This is a genomic window from Mesosutterella multiformis, from assembly GCF_003402575.1.
GTDB classification, from domain to species: Bacteria; Pseudomonadota; Gammaproteobacteria; order Burkholderiales; family Burkholderiaceae_F; genus Mesosutterella; species Mesosutterella multiformis.
This window is the reverse complement of sequence record NZ_BGZJ01000001.1, coordinates 331,685-351,472: the sequence shown is the minus strand read 5'-3', so window position 1 is coordinate 351,472 and position 19,788 is coordinate 331,685. Positions and strand designations below refer to the sequence as shown.

18 protein-coding genes and 1 pseudogene are annotated in these 19,788 nt (G+C 57.1%); 14 read left to right on the top strand and 5 right to left on the bottom strand.

The window, feature by feature from the left end:
- The first annotated feature begins 259 nt into the window (after positions 1-259).
- The 3 genes from M4NBBH2_RS01585 to M4NBBH2_RS01575 all read left to right on the top strand — a co-directional run bounded on the left by M4NBBH2_RS01585 (position 260) and on the right by M4NBBH2_RS01575 (position 4,046).
- The gene (locus M4NBBH2_RS01585; RefSeq protein ID WP_235005614.1) at positions 260-1,603 is read left to right on the top strand and encodes a tyrosine-type recombinase/integrase; all 1,344 of its coding nucleotides are present in this window, start codon (positions 260-262) and stop codon (positions 1,601-1,603) included.
- 35 nt (positions 1,604-1,638) lie between these two features.
- Positions 1,639-2,256: a hypothetical protein gene (locus M4NBBH2_RS01580; protein WP_116269442.1), complete on the top strand. Its 618-nt coding sequence runs from the start codon at positions 1,639-1,641 to the stop codon at positions 2,254-2,256.
- Between the two features lie 92 nt (positions 2,257-2,348).
- Positions 2,349-4,046, top strand: coding sequence for an IS1634 family transposase (locus M4NBBH2_RS01575; RefSeq protein ID WP_116269441.1), 1,698 nt, complete (start codon positions 2,349-2,351; stop codon positions 4,044-4,046).
- A 61-nt stretch (positions 4,047-4,107) separates the two neighbouring features.
- Here the strand turns inward: M4NBBH2_RS01575 and M4NBBH2_RS12190 are convergent, their stop codons facing one another.
- Both M4NBBH2_RS12190 and M4NBBH2_RS01570 read right to left on the bottom strand, forming a co-directional pair.
- On the bottom strand, positions 4,108-4,242 hold the full coding sequence (locus M4NBBH2_RS12190) for a hypothetical protein (protein ID WP_269148209.1): 135 nt from the start codon (positions 4,240-4,242) through the stop codon (positions 4,108-4,110).
- An 11-nt stretch (positions 4,243-4,253) separates the two neighbouring features.
- Positions 4,254-4,499: a hypothetical protein gene (locus M4NBBH2_RS01570; RefSeq protein WP_116269440.1), complete on the bottom strand. Its 246-nt coding sequence runs from the start codon at positions 4,497-4,499 to the stop codon at positions 4,254-4,256.
- A 338-nt stretch (positions 4,500-4,837) separates the two neighbouring features.
- Here M4NBBH2_RS01570 and ltrA point away from each other — a divergent pair, with 338 nt between their 5' ends.
- Positions 4,838-6,019, top strand: coding sequence for a group II intron reverse transcriptase/maturase (gene ltrA / locus M4NBBH2_RS01565; RefSeq protein WP_238691363.1), 1,182 nt, complete (start codon positions 4,838-4,840; stop codon positions 6,017-6,019).
- 252 nt (positions 6,020-6,271) lie between these two features.
- Here ltrA and M4NBBH2_RS01560 read toward each other — a convergent pair.
- A pseudogene (locus M4NBBH2_RS01560) lies at positions 6,272-7,138 on the bottom strand (IS30 family transposase); the annotation flags it as partial.
- A 58-nt stretch (positions 7,139-7,196) separates the two neighbouring features.
- Between M4NBBH2_RS01560 and M4NBBH2_RS01555 the strand changes: the two are divergent.
- Both M4NBBH2_RS01555 and M4NBBH2_RS01550 read left to right on the top strand, forming a co-directional pair.
- Entirely contained in the window at positions 7,197-7,718 is a 522-nt protein-coding gene (locus tag M4NBBH2_RS01555; RefSeq protein WP_116269329.1) for a hypothetical protein, read from the top strand.
- A complete protein-coding gene (locus M4NBBH2_RS01550) occupies positions 7,697-8,788 on the top strand; it encodes an IS3 family transposase (protein ID WP_116269437.1) in 1,092 nt (363 codons plus the stop codon). Before M4NBBH2_RS01555 ends, M4NBBH2_RS01550 begins: the two co-directional genes overlap by 22 nt.
- A gap of 56 nt (positions 8,789-8,844) precedes the next feature.
- On the opposite strand, the gene M4NBBH2_RS01545 is transcribed toward M4NBBH2_RS01550, so the two are convergent.
- The gene (locus M4NBBH2_RS01545) at positions 8,845-9,903 is read right to left on the bottom strand and encodes a hypothetical protein (protein WP_116269436.1); all 1,059 of its coding nucleotides are present in this window, start codon (positions 9,901-9,903) and stop codon (positions 8,845-8,847) included.
- Positions 9,904-10,221: 318 nt separating this feature from the next.
- Positions 10,222-10,884, bottom strand: coding sequence for an IS607 family transposase (locus tag M4NBBH2_RS01540; protein WP_116269435.1), 663 nt, complete (start codon positions 10,882-10,884; stop codon positions 10,222-10,224).
- Positions 10,885-11,088: 204 nt separating this feature from the next.
- On the opposite strand from M4NBBH2_RS01540, the gene surE reads away from it, so the two are divergent.
- The 8 genes from surE to hisS all read left to right on the top strand — a co-directional run bounded on the left by surE (position 11,089) and on the right by hisS (position 19,788).
- A complete protein-coding gene (gene surE / locus M4NBBH2_RS01535) occupies positions 11,089-11,859 on the top strand; it encodes a 5'/3'-nucleotidase SurE (protein ID WP_116269434.1) in 771 nt (256 codons plus the stop codon).
- Between the two features lie 21 nt (positions 11,860-11,880).
- On the top strand, positions 11,881-12,807 hold the full coding sequence (locus M4NBBH2_RS01530) for a M23 family metallopeptidase (RefSeq protein ID WP_116269433.1): 927 nt from the start codon (positions 11,881-11,883) through the stop codon (positions 12,805-12,807).
- Positions 12,808-12,923: 116 nt separating this feature from the next.
- The gene (gene rlmD, locus M4NBBH2_RS01525) at positions 12,924-14,366 is read left to right on the top strand and encodes a 23S rRNA (uracil(1939)-C(5))-methyltransferase RlmD (protein WP_116269432.1); all 1,443 of its coding nucleotides are present in this window, start codon (positions 12,924-12,926) and stop codon (positions 14,364-14,366) included.
- Between the two features lie 159 nt (positions 14,367-14,525).
- Positions 14,526-14,951 carry a nucleoside-diphosphate kinase gene (ndk, locus tag M4NBBH2_RS01520; protein ID WP_022444170.1) on the top strand — a complete coding sequence of 142 codons (426 nt, stop codon included), beginning with the start codon at positions 14,526-14,528 and terminating at the stop codon, positions 14,949-14,951.
- A gap of 126 nt (positions 14,952-15,077) precedes the next feature.
- Complete coding sequence (gene rlmN, locus M4NBBH2_RS01515; RefSeq protein WP_174703608.1) at positions 15,078-16,217, top strand: dual-specificity RNA methyltransferase RlmN; 1,140 nt, start codon at positions 15,078-15,080, stop codon at positions 16,215-16,217.
- Positions 16,214-17,170 carry a helix-turn-helix domain-containing protein gene (locus M4NBBH2_RS01510; protein ID WP_116269430.1) on the top strand — a complete coding sequence of 319 codons (957 nt, stop codon included), beginning with the start codon at positions 16,214-16,216 and terminating at the stop codon, positions 17,168-17,170. Before rlmN ends, M4NBBH2_RS01510 begins: the two co-directional genes overlap by 4 nt.
- A gap of 11 nt (positions 17,171-17,181) precedes the next feature.
- Positions 17,182-18,438: a flavodoxin-dependent (E)-4-hydroxy-3-methylbut-2-enyl-diphosphate synthase gene (ispG, locus tag M4NBBH2_RS01505; RefSeq protein WP_116269429.1), complete on the top strand. Its 1,257-nt coding sequence runs from the start codon at positions 17,182-17,184 to the stop codon at positions 18,436-18,438.
- Positions 18,439-18,474: 36 nt separating this feature from the next.
- Complete coding sequence (hisS, locus tag M4NBBH2_RS01500; protein ID WP_116269428.1) at positions 18,475-19,788, top strand: histidine--tRNA ligase; 1,314 nt, start codon at positions 18,475-18,477, stop codon at positions 19,786-19,788.

The following is a 19,788-nucleotide window of genomic DNA, read 5'->3' as shown; positions in this document are numbered from 1 at the left end:
CTCCTTTTTCTTTGTATTCATCTACGGCAACTCAATAAAAACAAGAGCTTAAGACACAATACGCGTGTTGTCTTTGTCTCTAATCCTCTCTGTAAGGCGTGTCATTATCTAAGAATCTATGCCACAATCATTACCACAAATGAGCGGGGAAACTTCAATTTCTCCCCAGACATAACGGAATTTTTTGTGGTAATAATCGTATTTATTATTTAAAAACATTCGATTACGGAGATTGAGCGTTATGCGCGTGGCAAACAGGATGACTGACAAGCGTTTGAAAGCCCTGACGGCTGACGCTTCATGCGGGATTGTCCCCGGGCTTTATGTTGGAGTCAGGAAGCTCAAGGACGGGACATATGCCCGTTATTTCCTGCTTCGGGATCGTGGTTTGAAGCGGGTCTTTACTCTCGGGAAGTATCCCGAAATGTCACTCGCTGAGGCCTTCGAGAAGGGGCTCAGATGGAGGAAACTGATAGCGGAAGGGATTGACCCATCTGAGCAGGAGAAAGCGTCCAGAGACGCGCTACGCCCCTCCCCGGCACCTCAAAAAGAGGAGGACGCACTAACCTTTGAAAAACTTATCTGGAAGTGGATTGAGTTCAACACAAAGAGGGGGAGGTGGAAAAACGCTGAAAAATCCCGCGATCTGGTTTGGGATGGCTTTTTCAGGAATCACATCCCTAAAGAAATCAGAGACTGTCCGGTTGTAGACCTGAAACCTCAAATGTTCTGTGATGCCCTGGGGGAAAAGTGGGGAACCATGATTGACACGCCCGAAAGGATCCTTAGCGACGCTAAAAGAGCGATTGATTGGGCAATACGCTCGGAGATGATCCCGCCGATGGTTAACCCGTGCCAAGTGGTGGACGGGCGTTTAGGGGATTTGCTGCCACTAAATCGACCGGAAGGTGGGCACGAGCCGGCACTGCCGCCGAAACGTATGCCGGCTTTCTTTAAGGCACTTATGCAGCTTGTCCCGGTTAGTCAGACGGCCCGCTGTCTTGCATTCGCGATCCTTACTTCAGCGCGCAACACAACAGCGCGTGAAGCAACATGGGGGGAAATCCAGCAGGATGATGATGGGAGGTGGCTGCACGTTATTCCCCGTGCCCGCATGAAGGTGAAGAGCGAAAAGATTCCCTTTGACCGCAAAACACCGCTTTGCCCAGAAGCCGTTCAGCTGCTGGAATCAGCCCCACGGGTAGGGAGGTCTCCAGATTCCTATATTTTCCCCAATGTGAACAAGGGGAGAAATTCTCCTTTTTCCCGTGATTCTGTCCGGGCGCTGATTAAGCGCATGCACGACAAACAGAAAAGAATTGACGGGATTGGCTGGGTAGACCCTGATCAGTTCCATGCGAAGACCGGCAAACCCCGTATAGTGACCCTCCACGGGCTCGCGCGGGCAACTTTCAATACTTGGGCCAAGGATGCCAAGGGATACTCCCACAAGCCGTTTTCGCGCGATCTGAGAGAAAGCTGCTTGGATCACCGCAACGAGTCCTACCAGTGCGCGTACGATCGGGAGCAGGCTCTGGGTGATATGCGTGAGGTCTACGATGCTTGGGGAAAATTCTGCATGTCATTGGTTCATGTCGGATAAACAGGCAGTGCTATAAGCTTTAGGAGGGCTTCGCCATGGGAAATTCTTTAAGTTCAGGGACGATCGAAATCAACAATTTTGAGGAGTTGTTGGAATTTGCTGAAGCCGGCGTTAAACCAGGCCAAAAACAGCTTAAGCTATCTCCAGAACTTGGAGTACTGGTTATCCACGTAGAAGGAGAAGGTTACGGGAATTTCATCCCTGGAGAACAATTACGGTCTCTGTGGCAAATCCAAGAAGATTTTTTCAGATTAGCGGCTTACGCTTTGCACGGAACGACCGATATTAGGACATTAACCCCAGATGAACGGCAACTTTTCGAAATAAAGCTAACAACTAAAGATGGCAGCTGGTTAGAAAATATTCCGACATCTGAATTTTGGAATGCAATTTTTGCTAATACGGTTGGGAAAATGGACGGTGGACAAATCGAAGTAACGATTGCTATATGTGTTTTTCTTGTTTCTGGGGTTTTAATCTACAAATCGAGAGATAAGAGGCTCGTAGCTATCGAACAGGAAAAAACAAAGCAAAGTGAGTTTAATGCTTTGTCTGCGACTATAGCCAAAGGGCAGGAATTGCTGGCCGGTGGGAAATCTAATCCATATCCTGAAAGTTCTACAACAGGCACACGTTCGGTTGATTTCGGCTGAGTAGACCGCAGAAAGGGGATGTTTTCTGCGTTTTTTTCTCGACCCATTTAGTGTTACTATATATAATATAGATAACATTATTGGAGCCAGCCATGTCCCGCACCTATACCGGAAAAATCCATGTCGGCCAGCGCCGCGTAACCCGCGCCAATGGGGATGTCTACGTCTACGAGCGCCACACGCAGTACGACCGGGAGACGCAGAAGACCGTCACGTTGAAAAACAAGCTTTTGGGCAAACTAGACCCTGAGACAGGCGAAATTGTTCCGACAAGGCCTAAAAGCAGGTCTAAGAAGGAGGCTTCCGCCTCCATCGAGCACGCCTGCCTGGCTGACATCCTGGACCTTGTCGCAAGGGAAACCGGGATCGACAAGGGGCTTGAAAGCGCCTTCGGGACGGCCGCGGCTCAGAAGATCGCCACCATCGCCCGTTACCTGATCGCCACGGACGGCGCGGCGATCCCCCGCATGGAGGCCTGGCAGGTCGGCCACCCGACGCCCTACGAGGAAGGCCTGGGCGAAAGCGCCTGCAGCGAGCTCTTCGACAAGGTCGGCAAGGATGGCGACGGGCAGCAGAAGTTCTTTGCCTCCCGGGCGGCAAGGCTCGAGACGTCCCCGAGCATCGCCTTCGACTCGACCACGGTTTCGACCTACAGCTCGGGGCAGGCCGAGGCCCGCCAGGGATTCAACAAGGACGGCGACGGGCTGGACACCGTCAAGCTGCTCACGCTCTACTCGGTGAATGACCGCCAGCCCGTCGCCTTCGCGAAGCAGCCGGGGAACGTGCCGGACGTCATCTCCATCCAGAACGCCATCCGCCAGCTCCAGTGCTTCGACATCGACAAGCCCGTCGTAGTTACGGACAACGGCTTCTACAGCCAGGCGAACATGGCGGAGTTCGCACGGAACAGCATGAAGTTCCTGACGCTCGCCTCGCCCTCCACCCTCTGGATTCGGGAGATCGTCGACGAGCTGCGCGACAGGCTCGACTCGGTGTCCTCCGTCTGCTCGTTCGACACTTCGGTCCATTGCGCCTCGAAAATGGTCATGAAGGAGCTGTCCGTCGTCAGGCAGAGGAGCCGCGGCGGCATTGCCGCCGGCGAGGCGGAGACCTTCAGCCGCAGGCTCTATGTCCATGTCTGCTATTCCAGGGACCGCGCCACAAAGGACGAGCAGAGGCTGGTGAACGACCTGTTCGAGCTCAAGAGGCTCGTCGAGGCTGGCGAGCAGCTCTCCCCCGCGGGCGAAAAGAAGGCGGAGAAGTTCCTCCACTGTTCGACCGTGGGCCGCGGCGGGAAGCTGAAGGTGGCCTTCAGAGACGAGGCCTTCCGCGAGGCCAGGAAGTATTTCGGTTTCTTCGCGCTTGTCTCCAATGAGGTCAAGGACGCCGAGGAGGCGCTGAAGTCCTACAGGCTGAGGGAGAAGATTGAGGAGCTCTTCAATGTCCAAAAGAATGGCATGGACGGGAGCCGCCCACGCGTCTGGCACCCTGACAGCCTTCAGGGCAGGCTCTTCGTGCAGTTTGTCGCGCTCGGCTACCACTGCTACCTCACCAAGCGGATTGGCGAGATCAAGGAGCGGCTCGGCACGGAAAAGGATGGGAAGACGAAGACCGAGCTCGATCTGGAAGTCAGTCTCAAGAAATGGCTTGAGGCCAGGTCCCTGATTCAAGTCCTCGAGTGGTTTGACTGCGTGAAGACGACCTCCGTGATGACGCCGCGGGGAATGAGGCGCTGGAGCACCGAGTCCGTGAAGCGCGACCAACTGTTCCTGAAGCTGCTCGGCATTTGATGAGCCAGAGCCACGAAGGCTTTCGTGGCTCTATTGCAGAACTTTTGGGTTGATAAATGCGCTACTGGACCTGGAGATCCTGCTGGGCCTGTGTTTTCGCGGCCACAAATGCGATTCCGGGGATATACCAGGCCCAGGCGATGTAGGCCGCGTCAAGCATGTTGTTCTTCTGATGGCCGCCCCGGATGCGCTTCACGTCGCCCGGGTTCAGGAGCCGGCCGTCGTGCCCAGCGCCTTGACCTTGCGGACGAAGCAGTGGCTCCCGCCGCAGGCTTCCATCAGAACAACGGCGCGGGGCATGTTTGAGAGCATCTCAAGCAGTTTCCTGTGTGAGATGCGGGGGCGCTGGAGCACCATCTTTCGGTCCTTGTCGTAGCCGACGACATCGCAGTGGCTTTTGGCAAGATCAATGCCGATGACAACAGCGGGGTTGCCTGAGAAGGTAGAATTCATGGTGGAGCGTTCCTCTTTTTGGGATAACTCAGTTATAACCCCGGGCGGGGTTATCTTCTGAGAAATAAGGGCGCTCCTTTTGTTTTCTAATGAAGGTTTCATGATGGATGGTCGCTGAATAATGCTCCGCTGCAGGGGCTGACCATCCCATTAAGTCGAACGATAGGAAGTAGATCGCCTCCGGCGGCAACGGACGGAATCCGAAACCGAACGAGAGCGGCCAGATGGGTCGAAAGGGCGACGGGGCCTGTGCACTGGACGAACACAGGAGGTAACCAGTGATAACGCTGGAAGAAGTCCTATCACCCGAAAACATGCGCGAAGCATGTCGCAGGGTGATGGCAAACAAGGGAGCCGCGGGGGTTGACGGCATGACCGTCAGACAACTGCCGGCTCACTTTGAAAGACATGGAGCAAGCATCCGCGCGCACATCCGCGAGGGCAGGTATATACCTGCCGCGGTCAGGCGCGTCGACATTCCAAAACCGAACGGGGGCACGCGAATGCTCGGCATCCCGACGGCGCAGGATAGAGTGATCCAACAAGCCATCGCTCAGGTGCTGACTGAGCATTTCGACCCGACGTTTTCGGAATTCAGTTATGGATTCCGCCCCGGGAGGAGTGCCCATCAGGCCGTCGAACAGGCCCAAAGGTACATAGCCGAAGGGTACAGCTACGTGGTGGAAATGGACCTCGCGAAATTCTTCGATACCGTCAACCATGATCGCCTGATGTCGAAACTGGAAAAGCACATCGAAGACAAGATGCTCCTGAGGCTCATCCGCCGATACCTTCGCACGGGCATCATGACGGAAGGCATGGTACAGGCGAGGGATGAAGGAACTCCGCAGGGGTCGCCGCTCAGCCCGATTTTGTCCCTGATCGTCCTGGACGAACTGGACAAATACCTCGAAAAGCGGGGTCTGCGATTTACCCGGTATGCTGACGATAACAATGTTTACGTCAGATCGAGGAGAGCGGGGGAACGAGTGCTCGAGAACTTAATCGCTTTCATAGAGGGGACGCTCAAGCTGCGAGTCAATCGCGGCAAGAGCGGCGTGTTTCGCCCCAACAGAGCGAAATTTCTCGCCTACACCTTCGTCGGCACAACAGGTGCGCCCCGCGCGCATCCGAAAAGCTTCGGACGGCTCCGTGACAAACTGAAGAACATCTTCTACTGTGCGCGAGGAACTTCCCTGCGCGCAACCATCGCGCGACTAAACCCAGTCCTGCGAGGATGGAGACAGTACTTCAGACTGGACGAACGCAAGGGCGTCTTCGAGGAACTAGACACTCACATCAGACGACATCTGAGCAAGCCCATATGGATTGCGTGGAAGAACCCGCGGACGAGAGAGCGAAATCTGATCAGAAGGGGCATAGGCCCCGAAAGAGCATGGAAGAGCTCGGTCAACGGCCGCGGGGCGTGGTGGAATTCGAAAGCCCTCCACATGCGGCAAGCGTTCGACAACAGCTTCTTCAAGCGGATGGGGCTTTTCAGCGTCCTCGAGATGCAGTAAGCCCGCCTCTTACGTTTGAAAACCGCCGGATGCCGAACGGCATGTCCGTAGCCCTCACTGGGGCAATGCGGTGTGGGAGGGAGTGACCGTGAGGTCACTCTCTACCCGATCCTCTGCTGAATAGTCGGGCAGTTAAAGCCCTGGCAGAGACCCGGCCGGAAAAACTGCGCATTGCAGGAAAATCCGGCGCATGAGTTAGCACGATCCATCATGTTTTGTTTGGATAAGTTGAATTTTTTTGTAGGTGAATTATCAAATCAAGTGCAAAGTTACTGAATAAAAGACTTCAGCCGGACACTTCCAATTGAGACGTTTTCTGGGTCTGAAATTCAGAGCATTGAACCGTTTCTGAACTTCTGCCTGAGAAATTTTATCGATACTCATTCCTTTTGGGAAAAAGTCTCTAAGAAGTCCGTTTGTATTTTCATTACTTCCTTTCTCCCATGGATGATGAGGCAAGCAGAAATACACTTTGGTTCTGAGATCTTTCTCCAGTTTTTCAGCCCAGGAAAATTCTTTTCCGCGATCTACGGTAATCGTACGCAGATCCTTATCTGACAGAGATTTCTCAATTACGGCAGACACATCGGCCGCAGTCTTGGAAGCGGTTTTCCCGCCACAGAGAAAGCCGGACTTCCTATCGACCAGAGTCGTGAGGCAGGCTCCGCCCTTTTTTCCGATGACGGTATCGCCTTCCCAATCCCCCAGGCGAGATCTGTTCTGAGCTTCCAGGGGTCGCTCTTCAATGCTGTGAGTGATCTGGATCTTTCCTCGCCTCTCGGTCATGCCTTTACGGTGACGCGTTTTACCGTGGTGTCGCAGGTGTCGGGACATCTTTCGGCCATCCACAAAGCGATCCAGAAAGCCAGAATTGATTCCTCGGTAGATTGTCGTGGCGCTGATCCTTAGATTCGGCAGCTCCTTTCTGAGACGGTATTGAATCTGCTCCGGAGACCAGAATTTCTTAACCAGCAGATTTGAGACAATCCTTGTCAGCAACGAGTCAGACTTCAGAATGTTTCTCTTTCCGCAATGCTTTCTCTGTCTCTGATATCGGGCCTGCGCGGCACAGGGATCATAGGCAGCTGAAGCCCCATCCTGGGCCGATACAGCCTTGTTTCATTATCTGTCAAAATAACTTTCGCCACTCTTTCAGTCTTACATGGAGTGGTAAAACATGCGATATTCGCAGGAGTTTATAGATAACCTCGTGGCCCGCATTCTGAGCAAAGAGCTTCGAATCTCTGAAGCCTCCGTTCAGTACTCGATAGGCAAATCAACAATCAGGTACTGGCTCGAGAAGGCAAAAGAGAAATCAGACTGCGTCACGCTGCCTAACACAGGAATTTCCAAGCCCATGGCCGACCTTAAGCTTCCTAAGGGTGTGACCTACCTGCAAGCCCATACCGCTGTCAACGCCAAAGCATTCCTGAGCGAGACTGACTTCGGTCAATACTGCCGTAAACACGGCTATCTCGCATCCACTGTGGACGCCTGGGCCGAATGGTTCAGCAAACACCCGGATGCCGTAGACAAGAGACAGCATGAAGCCCAGGCTTCCGCTATTACCGAGCTCAAGAAGGAAAACGCAAGACAGGCTCAGGAAATTTCCAGAAAAGACAAAGCATTGGCTGATGCTGCGACGATGCTGATGCTGTCAAAAAAAGCCGAGGCGATCTGGGGGGAAAAGGAAAACTGATCAGTGCCCAGGATCGTCAGGAAATTATTTCACTGGTCGATTTCGGTCAATCGCTGGGACTGTCGCAGAGGCTGTCCTGCGAAGCAGTTGGAATTACTCCGCGTACATTGCAAAACTGGCGGCATGCCCCTGATGGCGATGGACGGCTCGACCGGAGCAATTTTACGAGCTCCCGGCAAATCCCGGAGGATTTGCGGGAGCAGATCGTGGAGCGATTCTGTCGGGAGGATGTGCGCGATCTCAGCCTGACGCAGGCTTTCTACAAGCTTCTGGATGAAAACAAGGAGTACTGGTGTTCTCTCTCTACGCTTTACCGTCTTTTCAGAGCGCGGGGATTGAACGCGCGCCGCGCTCCCACCCGGAAAGCCCGTCTCCGCAGCAGGCCGACCGCTTACAGCGCGGAGAAGCCTAATGAAGTATGGACCTGGGACATCACCTATCTTCGCTCCAGCACTTACACGGGCAGGTTCTACTACGCGTACGTCATTGTCGACGTCTATAGCCGTATGGTTGTGAGTGCCAGGGTGTTCGACGCAGACAATGCTGATTTTGCCGTGCGCTTTCTCGGAGATGCCTTCAGAAAATATGGAATCAGGCCCGGACAGCTTGTCGTGCATTCAGACAATGGCGCGAGCATGAAAGCCGCGCCCACTATGGCTTTGCTTGAGAAGAACGGAATTATCTTCTCGCACAGCCGTCCGCGAGTCAGTAACGACAACCCGTATTCTGAGTCCTTTTTCCGTACGCTTAAGTACAGCGGCGATTGCCTGTATCCCCGAGACGGCTTTAACAGCGTCGAGGAAGCTGAACAATGGGTGCAAAGTTTTGTGGAACATTACAACGAGCACCACAGACATCGCGGCATCCGAATGGTTACACCCGGACAGCGTTACCGCTGCGAAGATGCGGAGGTGCTGCGCCGACGCAGGGAAACGATGCTGGAGGCTCGCAGAAACCACCCGGAGCGCTGGATCGGCGATTCCGTGCTGAACTGCACTCCGATCGGCAGGGTATGGCTTAACCCCGAAAATGGACAGCTTGAGGAAAAGCGTTTGCCGGGGGCTGCTTGAACAAACACTGCAACCTATTTTTTTACGAACAATTTCGGCGAAAGATCATTTGACACTCACCGATAGTCACCTATCACAACGTCACTCTGGCTATCGGACACGGTGTTTCCTAAGCCAGTGATATAAGTCTGCGTAACGTTTTCAGCCGTGTTCTTGTAGCCGTTCAGCGCATTGTATTGGCTTACGGAACTGGACGTGCCTTTGAGCGTATTGTTAACGCCGATCAGCTGTGAGGCTTGAGTATATTCCGCCTGATTTCCCCCGCCCAGGACCAAAGTTGCACCGCCAGAAGACTGCTGTATTCCGTTGATCAAAGCTTGTTGCATTGCGGCCACCGAGTCATAATGACCTGAGTAAGCGGATGAATTAATGCCAGCAGACGACTCTTTGACCGTGTTCCCAGCACCAATGACCACAGCGCCATTGCTGTTTGTCACCTTGTTAGCCAGACCACCAAGATAGTTGGCGACGCCGCTTGACAAAGTGCCCGTCATAGACTCGTTGGAATTAAGCGTACCGATGACAGTTGCGAAGGCATTTTTCGTTGAGTTATTAAGCGTGTCATAATTTCCACTGGCCGCATATGGGCTGGACTGAACGTTATAACTACCAATCGTCGTGGCAAAACCACCACCTGTATAGGAATTAGTGCCAATCGTTGTGGCGGCGACACCCAACTGACGAAGTTTGTCAGCAGTGGTATCACCAATCGCAATTTTGTTTTTCTCAAGAGTATGATCACCGATCTGGATAGAGGCGGTACGAGCGTAGGTATTGGTTCCTACAGCTATCCCAGAGGGGAGGTTTTGCTTCGCATCCGTGTTGCTGTGAATGTTCATGGAAAGTCCCAAGTTGGTAAAGGAGACATCTTCCCCGAACGACAACATGGATTCCTGCGTCCCCCCACCAATAAACACCTTGGCGTTCTTACCAATGGCAATATTGGTACCATCGTTTGCAGGGGAAATGTCATAAGCGATAGCCTGAGCTCCCTTATCAACGATATCGCTGTCAGCAGCCCAAGCCGGAGTCATGGCAAAAGATGAAGCAACAGCGATAGCTATAGTGGTTATCCTGAAGCGTGAGGACCTTGTACCTTTATTCTGTGTACGCATGTTTCTCTCCTAAGAGTAAAGAAATGTATGGATATGAGATTACCCCTCCTACCCCTCCCTCAATTCAGGGGTTTACCCCTAATTGTTGGAGAGCATAGGGATTTATTACCACAAACTAAGCCACAAACAGGTAATGATATCCGCTTAGCCCCTTTAAAAATAGGGGTATCCGAGTCCCACCACCGACCAATTCCAGGAAGGGAGGTAACGGAAGTTACCTCCCTTTTCCTTTGTCTGCGTGATGAAGGCACAAAAAATCCGCGGTCGCTGATGAGCGATACCGCGGATATTTTTTTGCGGGAAAGCGGCCGCTCGGAATCAGAGCGTCACTTCCGTCTCTTCTTCCTTCGGTTCTGCGGCGGCAGCGGCCCGCTCGGCCGCGCGTTCAGACGCCCGTTCGGACGCCTTCAGCATATCGAGGTCGCCTTCGTGCAGCAGCGCGATCAGGGCCTTCGCTTTCGCGGCGGCTCCTTTCCGTCCGTAGATCTTCGCGCAGTACGTGTCGAGGAGTTCCTCAAGCGTCGTTTCGTCATCGTGCCCTGAGAACTGTTCATCAAGGGCGATGATGCGCCGTCCGTCAGACTGCAGCGCAAGGTCGAGGTAATCAAAGCCGGACGGGAGAATCCGATCCGGGGTTTCAACCACGATCGTTCGGATCTGGCGGTTCTTCAGGAGCTTCTGAAGACCGCGGCGGTTTTCGTTCGTCACGGTCGCGATTTCAGAAGCCTTATCAATGACGCTCCAGCCCATGCTGGCCGCATAGACTTCGAGCCGTCTCATCTGACGCTTCAGACGGTCCTTTTCGGCTGCCGAGGAGACACGGGCGTAGAGCCCCACGCCGCCGGCAGCCGGCACATCGTCAACAACGATGGTGCCGGACGGAAGCTGGCAGGCGGGAACCGGGAGTTTTCCGGTCTTCCACATTCTCCAGGCAGTCTGATAGCAAATGCCCCTTTGATGGGCCCAGGCGGATAGCTTCATGGATAGGGAGAGAAAAAATCTGAACAACTAATCAGTCAATGGCTGAAAGTATAGACTCAGACGCCATTCGGCGTGAGAAAGAACCCCGGAATAATTGTGCTTTTGCGTGACCGGCTGTTCCTATGCCATTATCATTAACCAATTACTGATTGAAAACGGCTTCTGCAGAAGAACGCTGAACGCAGGGGCTGCACGAGGGATTTGATGCACATTCTGATTTCAAACGACGACGGCTACTCCGCCCGCGGCATTCAGGCGCTTGCGAAAGCGATGGCGAAGTTCGGCCGCGTGACGGTCTGCGCGCCCGAGCATAACCAGTCGGGAGCGAGCAACTCCCTCACGCTTCAGCTGCCGCTCCGGGTGACCGAGGTGGCGCGGGATGTCTACGCGGTGAGCGGCACCCCGTCTGACTGCGTGCACCTCGCCTTCACCGGGATTCTGAACGACCGTCCGGACCTCGTGGTGTCCGGGATCAATTCCGGCGCCAACATGGGCGACGACACAATGTATTCGGGCACCGTCGCAGCGGCGATCGAAGGCTACCAGTTCGGCGTCGATTCGATCGCTTTTTCGCAGATTGACCGCGGCTGGATGGAACTTGAGTCTGCCGCGGAAGTCGCTCAGACTGTGGTAGAACAGTTTCTGAATAAGAAGCAGTCCTCCGATCCCGTGCTTCTCAATGTCAATATTCCGAACATGCCTTACAGCGTGCTCTCCGGCATCAGCGTGACGAGGCTTGGCCGCCGTCACAGCGCGGATCATGCTGTACCGGAGCTCGACCCGAGGGGAGAGCAGGTGTACTGGCTTGGACGGGCCGGCAAGCCCCGTGACCAGGGACCGGGAACTGATTTCTACGCAACGCAGCACGGCTTTGTCTCCGTGTCGCCGCTGCAGATTGATTTAACGCATTACGGCCGGCTGTCGGCGACTTCATCCTGGTTTGATGAGGCGCTTCCGGGGAAAGGCCATCCGTAACAGTCTTTAGGGGAGAGTTTCATGTCTTCAGCAGGTAAGCTTTTAATCGCCAGCGCGCTTGCCGCCGTTTTCGCCACGGCCTGTACGTCGACTCAGATTGCTCCGGTGTCGGATAACAGCACCACGGGCACGATCAAGTCCGGTCCCGCCTCCGTGCCGGCCGCGCCCGCGGCGTCCTCTTCCGGCGCTCAGGTGGTGCCGCTTTCAGGCGGCAGCGGCTTCTCCGGAGGTTCCGCTATGTCGTCCGCGGCTCCTGCCGCATCCGGGAACACCTACACCGTGAAGGCGGGCGATACGCTTTACCGCATCGCGAAGAACCACGGCGTGAACGTGAATGAGCTGATGCGCGTGAATGGCATTTCGGATCCGCGCCAGCTCGCGGTCGGCCGTACGCTGCAGATTCCGGGCGCTGGGCGCCCGGCGGTCCGCGTGGCGACAGCCCCGGTCGCCGCTCATCAGGCTCAGCCGACAACCGCTCCCGCCTCTCAGGCGGTAGGCGTGAAGCAGCCGGCGGCTCCCGCTGGTGCTGCGGCCCCTGCGGCGGTGCCGGCAGCCACGGCTCATGCACCGACCCCGATTCCCGGCACTCAGGAGACGCTCTCCTGGCCTGTGACGGGTGACGTTGTGAGCCATTTCACCCCCGCGACCCGCGGTATTGATATTTCGAGCCGCCGCGGCACGGCCGTGAAGGCCGCCGCGAACGGCGAAGTGCTCCTCACCTCAACCGCCTTCAAGGGATACGGCAATCTCGTGATTCTCCGCCACGGCGACGGTACGTTTGTGACGACCTACGGTCAGCTGCAGACGATCAACGTGAAGAAGGGTGAACACGTGAAGGCCGGCCAGAAGATCGGCACAGTGGGCGGATTCGATGCCTCGAAGCCTGTGCTTCACTTCGAAGTGCGTATTGGCGGCAAGCCCGTCGATCCTTCTCCCTATCTGCGGTAATTTCTGAAATCCGCTAATATGGCGCGCCCGGTACTTCCATTTTTATCAGGAAGTTCCGGGCTTCTGATTTTCTGGAAGCAGACCCCCGGATGTATGACGATTGAGGAAAAGCGATAATGGCGCGTTCTTTTCATAAAAACAAAAAACCACGCGACCGTTTTACGGTCGAGATTGAGAGCCTGGATCAGGACGGCCGCGGCGTAGCGCATCGCGAAGGTAAAGCGGTCTTCGTCGAAGGGGCTCTGCCTCACGAAGTAGTGACTTACGAGCGGATCCGCAATAAGACGTCGTTTGAGATCGGACGCCTTGTGGAACTGCATAACGAGGGGCCGCTGCGCGTGAAGCCCCGCTGCCCGCATTTCGGTCTGGAGCCGGGGTGCTGCGGCGGCTGCGCGATGCAGCATCTCGATCCCTTCGCTCAGGTAGCGATCAAGCAGCGGGTGCTGCTTGATGCCCTCTGGCATATCGGTAAAACGAAGCCTGAAAACATCCTTCCCCCGATCTACGGTCCCTTCTGGGGCTACCGCCACCGCGCCCGCTTTACGGTGCGCGACGTGACGAAGAAAGGCGGGGTGCTGGTCGGCTTCCATGAGCGGAGCTCGTCCTACGTTGCCGATATGCATAGCTGCGCGATCCTCCCGAAGCATGTTTCCGACATGATTGATCCGCTGCGCGAACTCGTGTCGACGCTCACGATCCGTCAGCGTCTGCCGCAGATTGAAGTGGCGGTGGACGGTCACGGCCGCACGGCGCTGGTTTTCCGTAACCTTGAGCCGCTCGGTGAAGGGGACGAGGAGAAGCTCCTCGCGTTCGGCGACCAGTACGGCGCGGATATCTGGCTTCAGGCGAAGGGGCCGGATTCGGCTGCCCCGATCCGTCCGGAGCTTGAAAACGCGCTCGGCCTTTATCTTTCCGAATTCGATGTCCGCATTGCCTTCAAGCCCACGGACTTCACGCAGGTGAACCACGCCCTTAACGAAACCATGGTGAGCCGCGCGGTGAGACTCCTCAGGCTTACGCCTGAATCCCGCGTGGTGGACTTCTTCTGCGGCCTCGGCAACTTCACGCTTCCGCTCGCCCGACGCAGCGCCCGCGTGATCGGTCTTGAGGGAAGCGAGGGACTCGTGTCGCGCGCGAAGGCCGGCGCCGCGGAAAACGGTCTCGCGGATAAAACGGATTTCGTTGCCCGTAACCTCTTCACCTGGTCTGAGCAGGACTGGGACGCGATCTGGAAAAAGATGGGCGGAATCGACCGCCTGCTTCTTGATCCGCCGCGCGAAGGCGCTCAGGCGGTCTGCCAGGTGCTTGCCGCGACCGATAAGCGTCCGGAACGCGTGGTGTATGTTTCCTGCAATCCGGCGACGCTTGCCCGTGACTGCGCGATTCTGCAGCATCAGGGCGGATGGCGGCTGCTTGAGGCCGGCGTGATGAATATGTTCCCGCACACGGGGCACGTCGAAAGCATGGCGGTGCTTGTGCCGGGACCCAAGCCGATTCCCTCTGAAAAGGCGGAAGATAAGGCGGAATCAGGGGATTCCCGTCCCGCGGAAGCTGCCTGAGTCTGCTCCTAACACATGCTAAAATAAGCACCTTTCATCCGGCAGCCCCTTCGGGATAACTGAGGGCTGGCTGCCTGTCGGAAGAATTCTTTTTTGCCTCCGGGCAGCCTCTCGTCAGGTGCCCCGGCGGTGTTTCTTTGTTTTTCAATTGGACTAAAAATGACTGTTCAGCGTACTCTTTCCATCGTGAAGCCCGATGCCGTCGCCAAGAATGTGATCGGCAAGATCTACACCCGTTTCGAAGACGCGGGCCTCAAGATCGTGGCTGCCCAGATGCGTCAGCTCTCCCAGGCTGAAGCCGAAGGCTTCTACGAAGTTCATAAGGATCGTCCCTTCTTCAAGGATCTCGTTTCCTTCATGATCTCCGGCCCCGTCATGATCCAGGTGCTCGAAGGCGAAGATGCGATTCTGAAGAACCGCGAACTGATGGGCGCCACCGACCCGAAGAAGGCTGCTCCCGGCACGATCCGTCACGACTTCGCTGAGTCGATCGACGCCAACGCCGTGCACGGCTCTGATGCTCCCGAGACCGCTGCCCGCGAGATCGCCTACTTCTTCCCGGCTCTCGCGATTCACTCCCGCTAATCCGGCGGCAGTCAGGCGCAGTTAGCTAGTACCCCCTCCCTTCGCCCGCGGGTGAAGGGAGGGGATTGCAGTTTTTTGAAGTTTCATTGATTCATGGGCCCGACGGGCCGTGGAGGCAGGTGTCTAATGGCGGCAGAGCGAGTGAATCTCCTTGATTTTGATCGGGAGCAACTCACCAGGTGGTGTGACAGCCTCGGGGAAAAACCTTTCCGGGCAGTCCAGCTCACACGATGGATCCACCGCAACCTTGAAAGTGACTTCAGCAAGATGACGAATCTCGCGAAGTCCTTCCGCGAGAAGCTGGAGGCGATGGCTGAAGTCCGTCCTCCGGAACCGATGCGTGAACAGATTTCCTCCGACGGCACCCGCAAGTGGGCCTTCGATGTCGGCAACGGCAACGCCGTTGAGGCGGTGTATATCCCTGAAGTGGACCGCGGTACGCTCTGCATTTCGACGCAGGCGGGCTGCGCGATGGGCTGCCTCTTCTGCTCGACCGGCAAACAGGGTTTTGCCCGCAACCTGAAGACCTCCGAAATCGTGGGCCAGCTCTTCTGGGCTGAACGCGAACTGAGGCGCGAAGCGGGAACCGATAATCCGAATGAGCGCGTGATCACGAACGTCGTGCTGATGGGCATGGGCGAACCCCTCCAGAATCTGGAAGCTGTGGTGCCCGCGATCCGTCTGTTCCTCGACGATCACGCCTATGGCATTTCGCGCCGCCGCGTCACGGTGTCGACGAGCGGCCTCACGAACCAGATGGATAAGCTCGCGGAGCTGGCTCCGGTGGCTCTCGCCGTGTCGCTTCACGCGCCGACGGACGAGCTGCGCGACAAGATCATGCCGGTGAACCGCAAGCATTCGCTTGAGGATCTGATGGCGGCCTGCCGCCGCTACCTCCGGTACGCGCCCCGCGATTACATTACTTTTGAATACCTGATGCTGGACGGCGTGAATGATTCGCTCGAGATGGCGGATAAGCTGATCCGCCTCGTGCGGAACGTCCCCTGCAAGGTGAATCTCATTCCGTTCAACCCGTTCCCGGGATCCGGTCTCTTCAAGTCAGACCGCGATACGGTGCTTGCCTTCGAGCGCCGGATGAATGACGCGGGCATCGTGACCACGATCCGCAAGACCCGGGGTGATGATATTGACGCGGCCTGCGGTCAGCTCGCAGGCCAGGTGAAGGACCGCACCCATCGTGCGATACGGCTGGTCCGCCAGAAGGAAGAGGCGGCCTCGATTCTCAATAAAGCCGAGGAGAAATGATGGAAGAACAGAAAGAACAGACGGCGAAGGAACCGGCGGCCGGCGCTCAGCCTGGATTCGGCAAGCTGCTGCGCAGCCTGCGCGAGAAGGCCGGACTGTCGCTTGACGATGTCGCCAACCGCACGAAGATCAGCCGCGGACAGCTCGAAGCGATGGAACGCGAAGAGATGCGGCTTCTTCCGGAACCTGTCTACGTCCGGGCCTTTATCCGCGACATCTGCCGCGTGATGGGCGCGGACCCGAAGCCGGTGACAGACGCTTTTGCGCGTGACTTCGCGCCTGAGGCCCCCGCGGCGCAGGCTCCGGCGGCTGCGGATGCAGTCCCCGCGCGGAAGATGGAGAAGGAAGTGGAATTCCATGCGAGCCCGAGAAAGAAGGGGTTCCGCGTGTTCCTCGCTTTCGCCGTGGTGATCGTTCTGATCGGCGCGGTCTGGGGCGGATGGCGTGAAGGGATTCTCTCGAAGCTTGGCGGTGACAACACCGAAGCCGCTCAGGTTCAGATGCAGGAAGCGTCCGGCAGAACCGCGGCGCTTCAGCGCCCGCGTTCTCCCTCGAACGCGATGCCGGCGAACGCTCCTCTGACAGCGAATCCGGACGGCACGGCGTCAGCTCCTGACGCTGCGGCTTCTTCTCCCGTGGCTTCGAGCCCGGCTGCCACGGCTCAGACCGCCGCGGCGTCCGCGAAGACTGCTGACACGGCAGCTGCTCCCGCCGGCACCGGCAACGTGACGATCCGTACGATCGGCAGCTCCTGGGTGAAGCTGATCGACGCGGATGGCAAGACCATTTTCCAGGGGAACATCAAGGCAGGGGACGAGAAGTCCTTTACCGGCAAGCTCCCGATCCGCGCGACGGTCGGCAATTCGACTCAGTGCGCAGTGTCTCTCAACGGCACGCCCTTTGATCTCTCCGGCTACACGAAGGGATCGGTCGCCCGCTTCATCCTTCAGTGAGAAACGGAAAGATGGCACAGATTGCGACGATTTCGCTCCCCGGCCGGCGTGTGACGCCGACCGTCCATGTGAAGTGGGGGAACACGGATATCGCTATGGGCTCGGGCCACCCGATCGTGGTTCAGTCGATGGCGAATACGCCGACCGCGGATGTCGAGCAGACGGTGGCCCAGGTGCTGGAACTCGCCCGCGCGGGATCCGAGCTGGTGCGTCTGACGGTGAATACGCCGGAAGCGGCGAAGGCGGTCGCGGTGATCCGCGACCGGCTCGATCAGGCGGGCTGCAGCGTGCCTCTTATCGGCGACTTCCACTACAACGGGCATAAACTCCTGCGCGATGTGCCGGAATGCGCCCGCGCGCTCTCGAAATACCGGATCAATCCGGGAAACGTTGGCAAGGGGGACGCGAAGGACGAGCATTTCTGCCAGATGGTGGAAGTGGCGATCCGAGAGGATAAGCCTGTCCGGATCGGCGTGAACTGGGGGTCGCTCGATCAGGAGCTCTTCGCCCGCATGATGGATGAGAACGCGAAGCGGCCCGTGCCGCTGCCGCCCTCTGACGTGCTGCGTGAGGCTCTGGTGGAAAGCGCGGTGGCGAGCGCGAAGCGCGCGATGGATGTGGGGCTTCCCGCTGAAAAGATCGTGCTTTCCGCGAAGGTTTCCGGCGTCCCTGATCTCGTGCATGTTTATGAAGAACTCGCGCGCCGCAGCCGCTGCTGTCTGCATCTCGGCCTCACCGAGGCTGGCATGGGGATGAAAGGCATGGTGTCGAGCGCCGCGGCGCTCTCCATTCTGCTGAACGAGGGGATCGGTGACACGATCCGCGTGTCGCTCACGCCGAAGCCCGGCGAATCGCGTGCTGAGGAAGTGCGTGTCGCGCAGCAGATTCTCCAGTCGCTTGAACTCCGCAGCTTTACGCCTGAAGTGACGGCGTGCCCGGGCTGCGGCCGGACCTCAAGCGATCTCTTCCAGCGTCTCGCGAAGAGCATCGAGGAATTTATCTGTGAGCAGATGCCCGTCTGGAAGAGCGAATTCCCGGGAGTTGAACGGATGAAGGTCGCCGTGATGGGCTGCGTGGTGAATGGTCCCGGCGAATCCGCTCACGCCGATATCGGCATTTCGCTCCCCGGAAGCGGCGAAAACCCCGTGGCGCCTGTCTACATGGACGGAAAGCACTGGGGCACCCTTAAAGGGCAGGATATTGATACGGAGTTCAAAAAGCTCCTAACCGACTATGTCCGCCGGACTTACGGCCCGAAGGGCGAGTAGCGGACCATTTACTGAAGCAAGAAAGGATTACTTGGGATGGCTTCAAAAGCAAAAATCAGGGCTGTAACCGGCATGAATGACATGCTGCCGATGGACAGCGCCATTTGGGAATTCTTTGAGGATACGGCCCGCGACATCGCGACCGAGTACGGCTACCGCCCGATGCGGACCCCGGTGCTTGAGTCGACGGACCTCTTCACGCACGGTATCGGTGAAGCGACTGACGTCGTGGAGAAGGAAATGTATTCCTTCGAAGACTCCCTGAACGGTGAGCGGCTGTCGCTGCGTCCTGAGAACACCGCGGGCATTGTCCGCGCGGCGATCGAGCACAACATGCTTTACGACGCCCCGCGCCGTGTCTGGTACTTCGGTCCGATGTTCCGCCACGAGCGTCCGCAGCGCGGCCGCTATCGTCAGTTCTATCAGTTCGGCTGCGAGGCTCTCGGCTTCGCGGGTCCTGATGTCGACGCGGAAATGATCCTCATGACCTCCCGCCTCTGGAAGGCGCTGGGCATTCAGGAAGTGAAGCTTGAAATCAATTCTCTCGGTGAGCCTGCGGAACGCGCCGCGCACCGCGAGGCGCTCCTCAAGTACTTTGAGGCGCATCAGGATCAGCTGAACGAAACGGCGAAGCACCGCCTTTACCTCAATCCGCTCCGTATTCTCGATACGAAGGATCCGGACATGCAGGAGCTCGCGAATAACGCTCCCCGTCTGATCGATTACCTTGGCGAAAAGTCCCGTGCGTTTCTCGCCGGGATCGAGCATCAGCTGGAACGCGCCGGGATCGAGTACACGGTGAACCCGCGTCTCGTCCGAGGCCTCGACTACTACAGTCACACGGTGTTTGAGTGGACGACGGACCGTCTCGGCTCCCAGGCGACGATCTGCGGCGGCGGCCGCTACGATGGCCTGATGGAGATCCTCGGCGGAAAGCCCGCGCCCTGCGTCGGTTTCGCGATGGGAGCGGAACGCGTTCTCGAGCTCATGAAGGAATTCGGCGTGAAGCCGGAAACCCCTGACTGCTCGGTTTACGTGATCCACGCGGGCGAAGGCACGCTTGACCCCGCGGTCACCGTGGCTGAGTCGCTCCGCGACTTCGACGTGAGCACGATTGTTCACGGCGGCGAGGCGAGCATGAAGAGCCAGATGAAGAAGGCGGATGCCTCCGGAGCTGAATTTGCCGTGATTATCGGCGATACTGAAGCCGCGAACGGCACGGTGTCCGTGAAGCGTCTCCGCGACCGCGGCGAGGATGCCCGGTTTGCGCATCAGGAAACGCTCCCGGCCGACGACGCCTGCGATACGATTTTTAGCGAACTTTTAGCACTCGAAACGAAGGACCTTTGA

What these genes read in the sequence shown, in the direction of transcription:
- hisS (WP_116269428.1), top strand. Translation starts at nt 18,475, where the DNA reads ATGGCTTCAAAAGCAAAAATCAGGGCTGTAACCGGCATGAATGACATG.
- M4NBBH2_RS01540 (WP_116269435.1), bottom strand. Translation starts at nt 10,884, where the DNA reads ATGAAGCTATCCGCCTGGGCCCATCAAAGGGGCATTTGCTATCAGACT.
- M4NBBH2_RS01575 (WP_116269441.1), top strand. Translation starts at nt 2,349, where the DNA reads ATGTCCCGCACCTATACCGGAAAAATCCATGTCGGCCAGCGCCGCGTA.
- rlmD (WP_116269432.1), top strand. Translation starts at nt 12,924, where the DNA reads ATGGCGCGTTCTTTTCATAAAAACAAAAAACCACGCGACCGTTTTACG.
- M4NBBH2_RS01530 (WP_116269433.1), top strand. Translation starts at nt 11,881, where the DNA reads ATGTCTTCAGCAGGTAAGCTTTTAATCGCCAGCGCGCTTGCCGCCGTT.
- M4NBBH2_RS01510 (WP_116269430.1), top strand. Translation starts at nt 16,214, where the DNA reads ATGATGGAAGAACAGAAAGAACAGACGGCGAAGGAACCGGCGGCCGGC.
- M4NBBH2_RS01585 (WP_235005614.1), top strand. Translation starts at nt 260, where the DNA reads ATGACTGACAAGCGTTTGAAAGCCCTGACGGCTGACGCTTCATGCGGG.
- M4NBBH2_RS01545 (WP_116269436.1), bottom strand. Translation starts at nt 9,903, where the DNA reads ATGCGTACACAGAATAAAGGTACAAGGTCCTCACGCTTCAGGATAACC.
- ispG (WP_116269429.1), top strand. Translation starts at nt 17,182, where the DNA reads ATGGCACAGATTGCGACGATTTCGCTCCCCGGCCGGCGTGTGACGCCG.
- rlmN (WP_174703608.1), top strand. Translation starts at nt 15,078, where the DNA reads ATGGCGGCAGAGCGAGTGAATCTCCTTGATTTTGATCGGGAGCAACTC.
- M4NBBH2_RS01580 (WP_116269442.1), top strand. Translation starts at nt 1,639, where the DNA reads ATGGGAAATTCTTTAAGTTCAGGGACGATCGAAATCAACAATTTTGAG.
- M4NBBH2_RS01555 (WP_116269329.1), top strand. Translation starts at nt 7,197, where the DNA reads ATGCGATATTCGCAGGAGTTTATAGATAACCTCGTGGCCCGCATTCTG.
- surE (WP_116269434.1), top strand. Translation starts at nt 11,089, where the DNA reads ATGCACATTCTGATTTCAAACGACGACGGCTACTCCGCCCGCGGCATT.
- M4NBBH2_RS01570 (WP_116269440.1), bottom strand. Translation starts at nt 4,499, where the DNA reads ATGAATTCTACCTTCTCAGGCAACCCCGCTGTTGTCATCGGCATTGAT.
- ltrA (WP_238691363.1), top strand. Translation starts at nt 4,838, where the DNA reads ATGGCAAACAAGGGAGCCGCGGGGGTTGACGGCATGACCGTCAGACAA.
- ndk (WP_022444170.1), top strand. Translation starts at nt 14,526, where the DNA reads ATGACTGTTCAGCGTACTCTTTCCATCGTGAAGCCCGATGCCGTCGCC.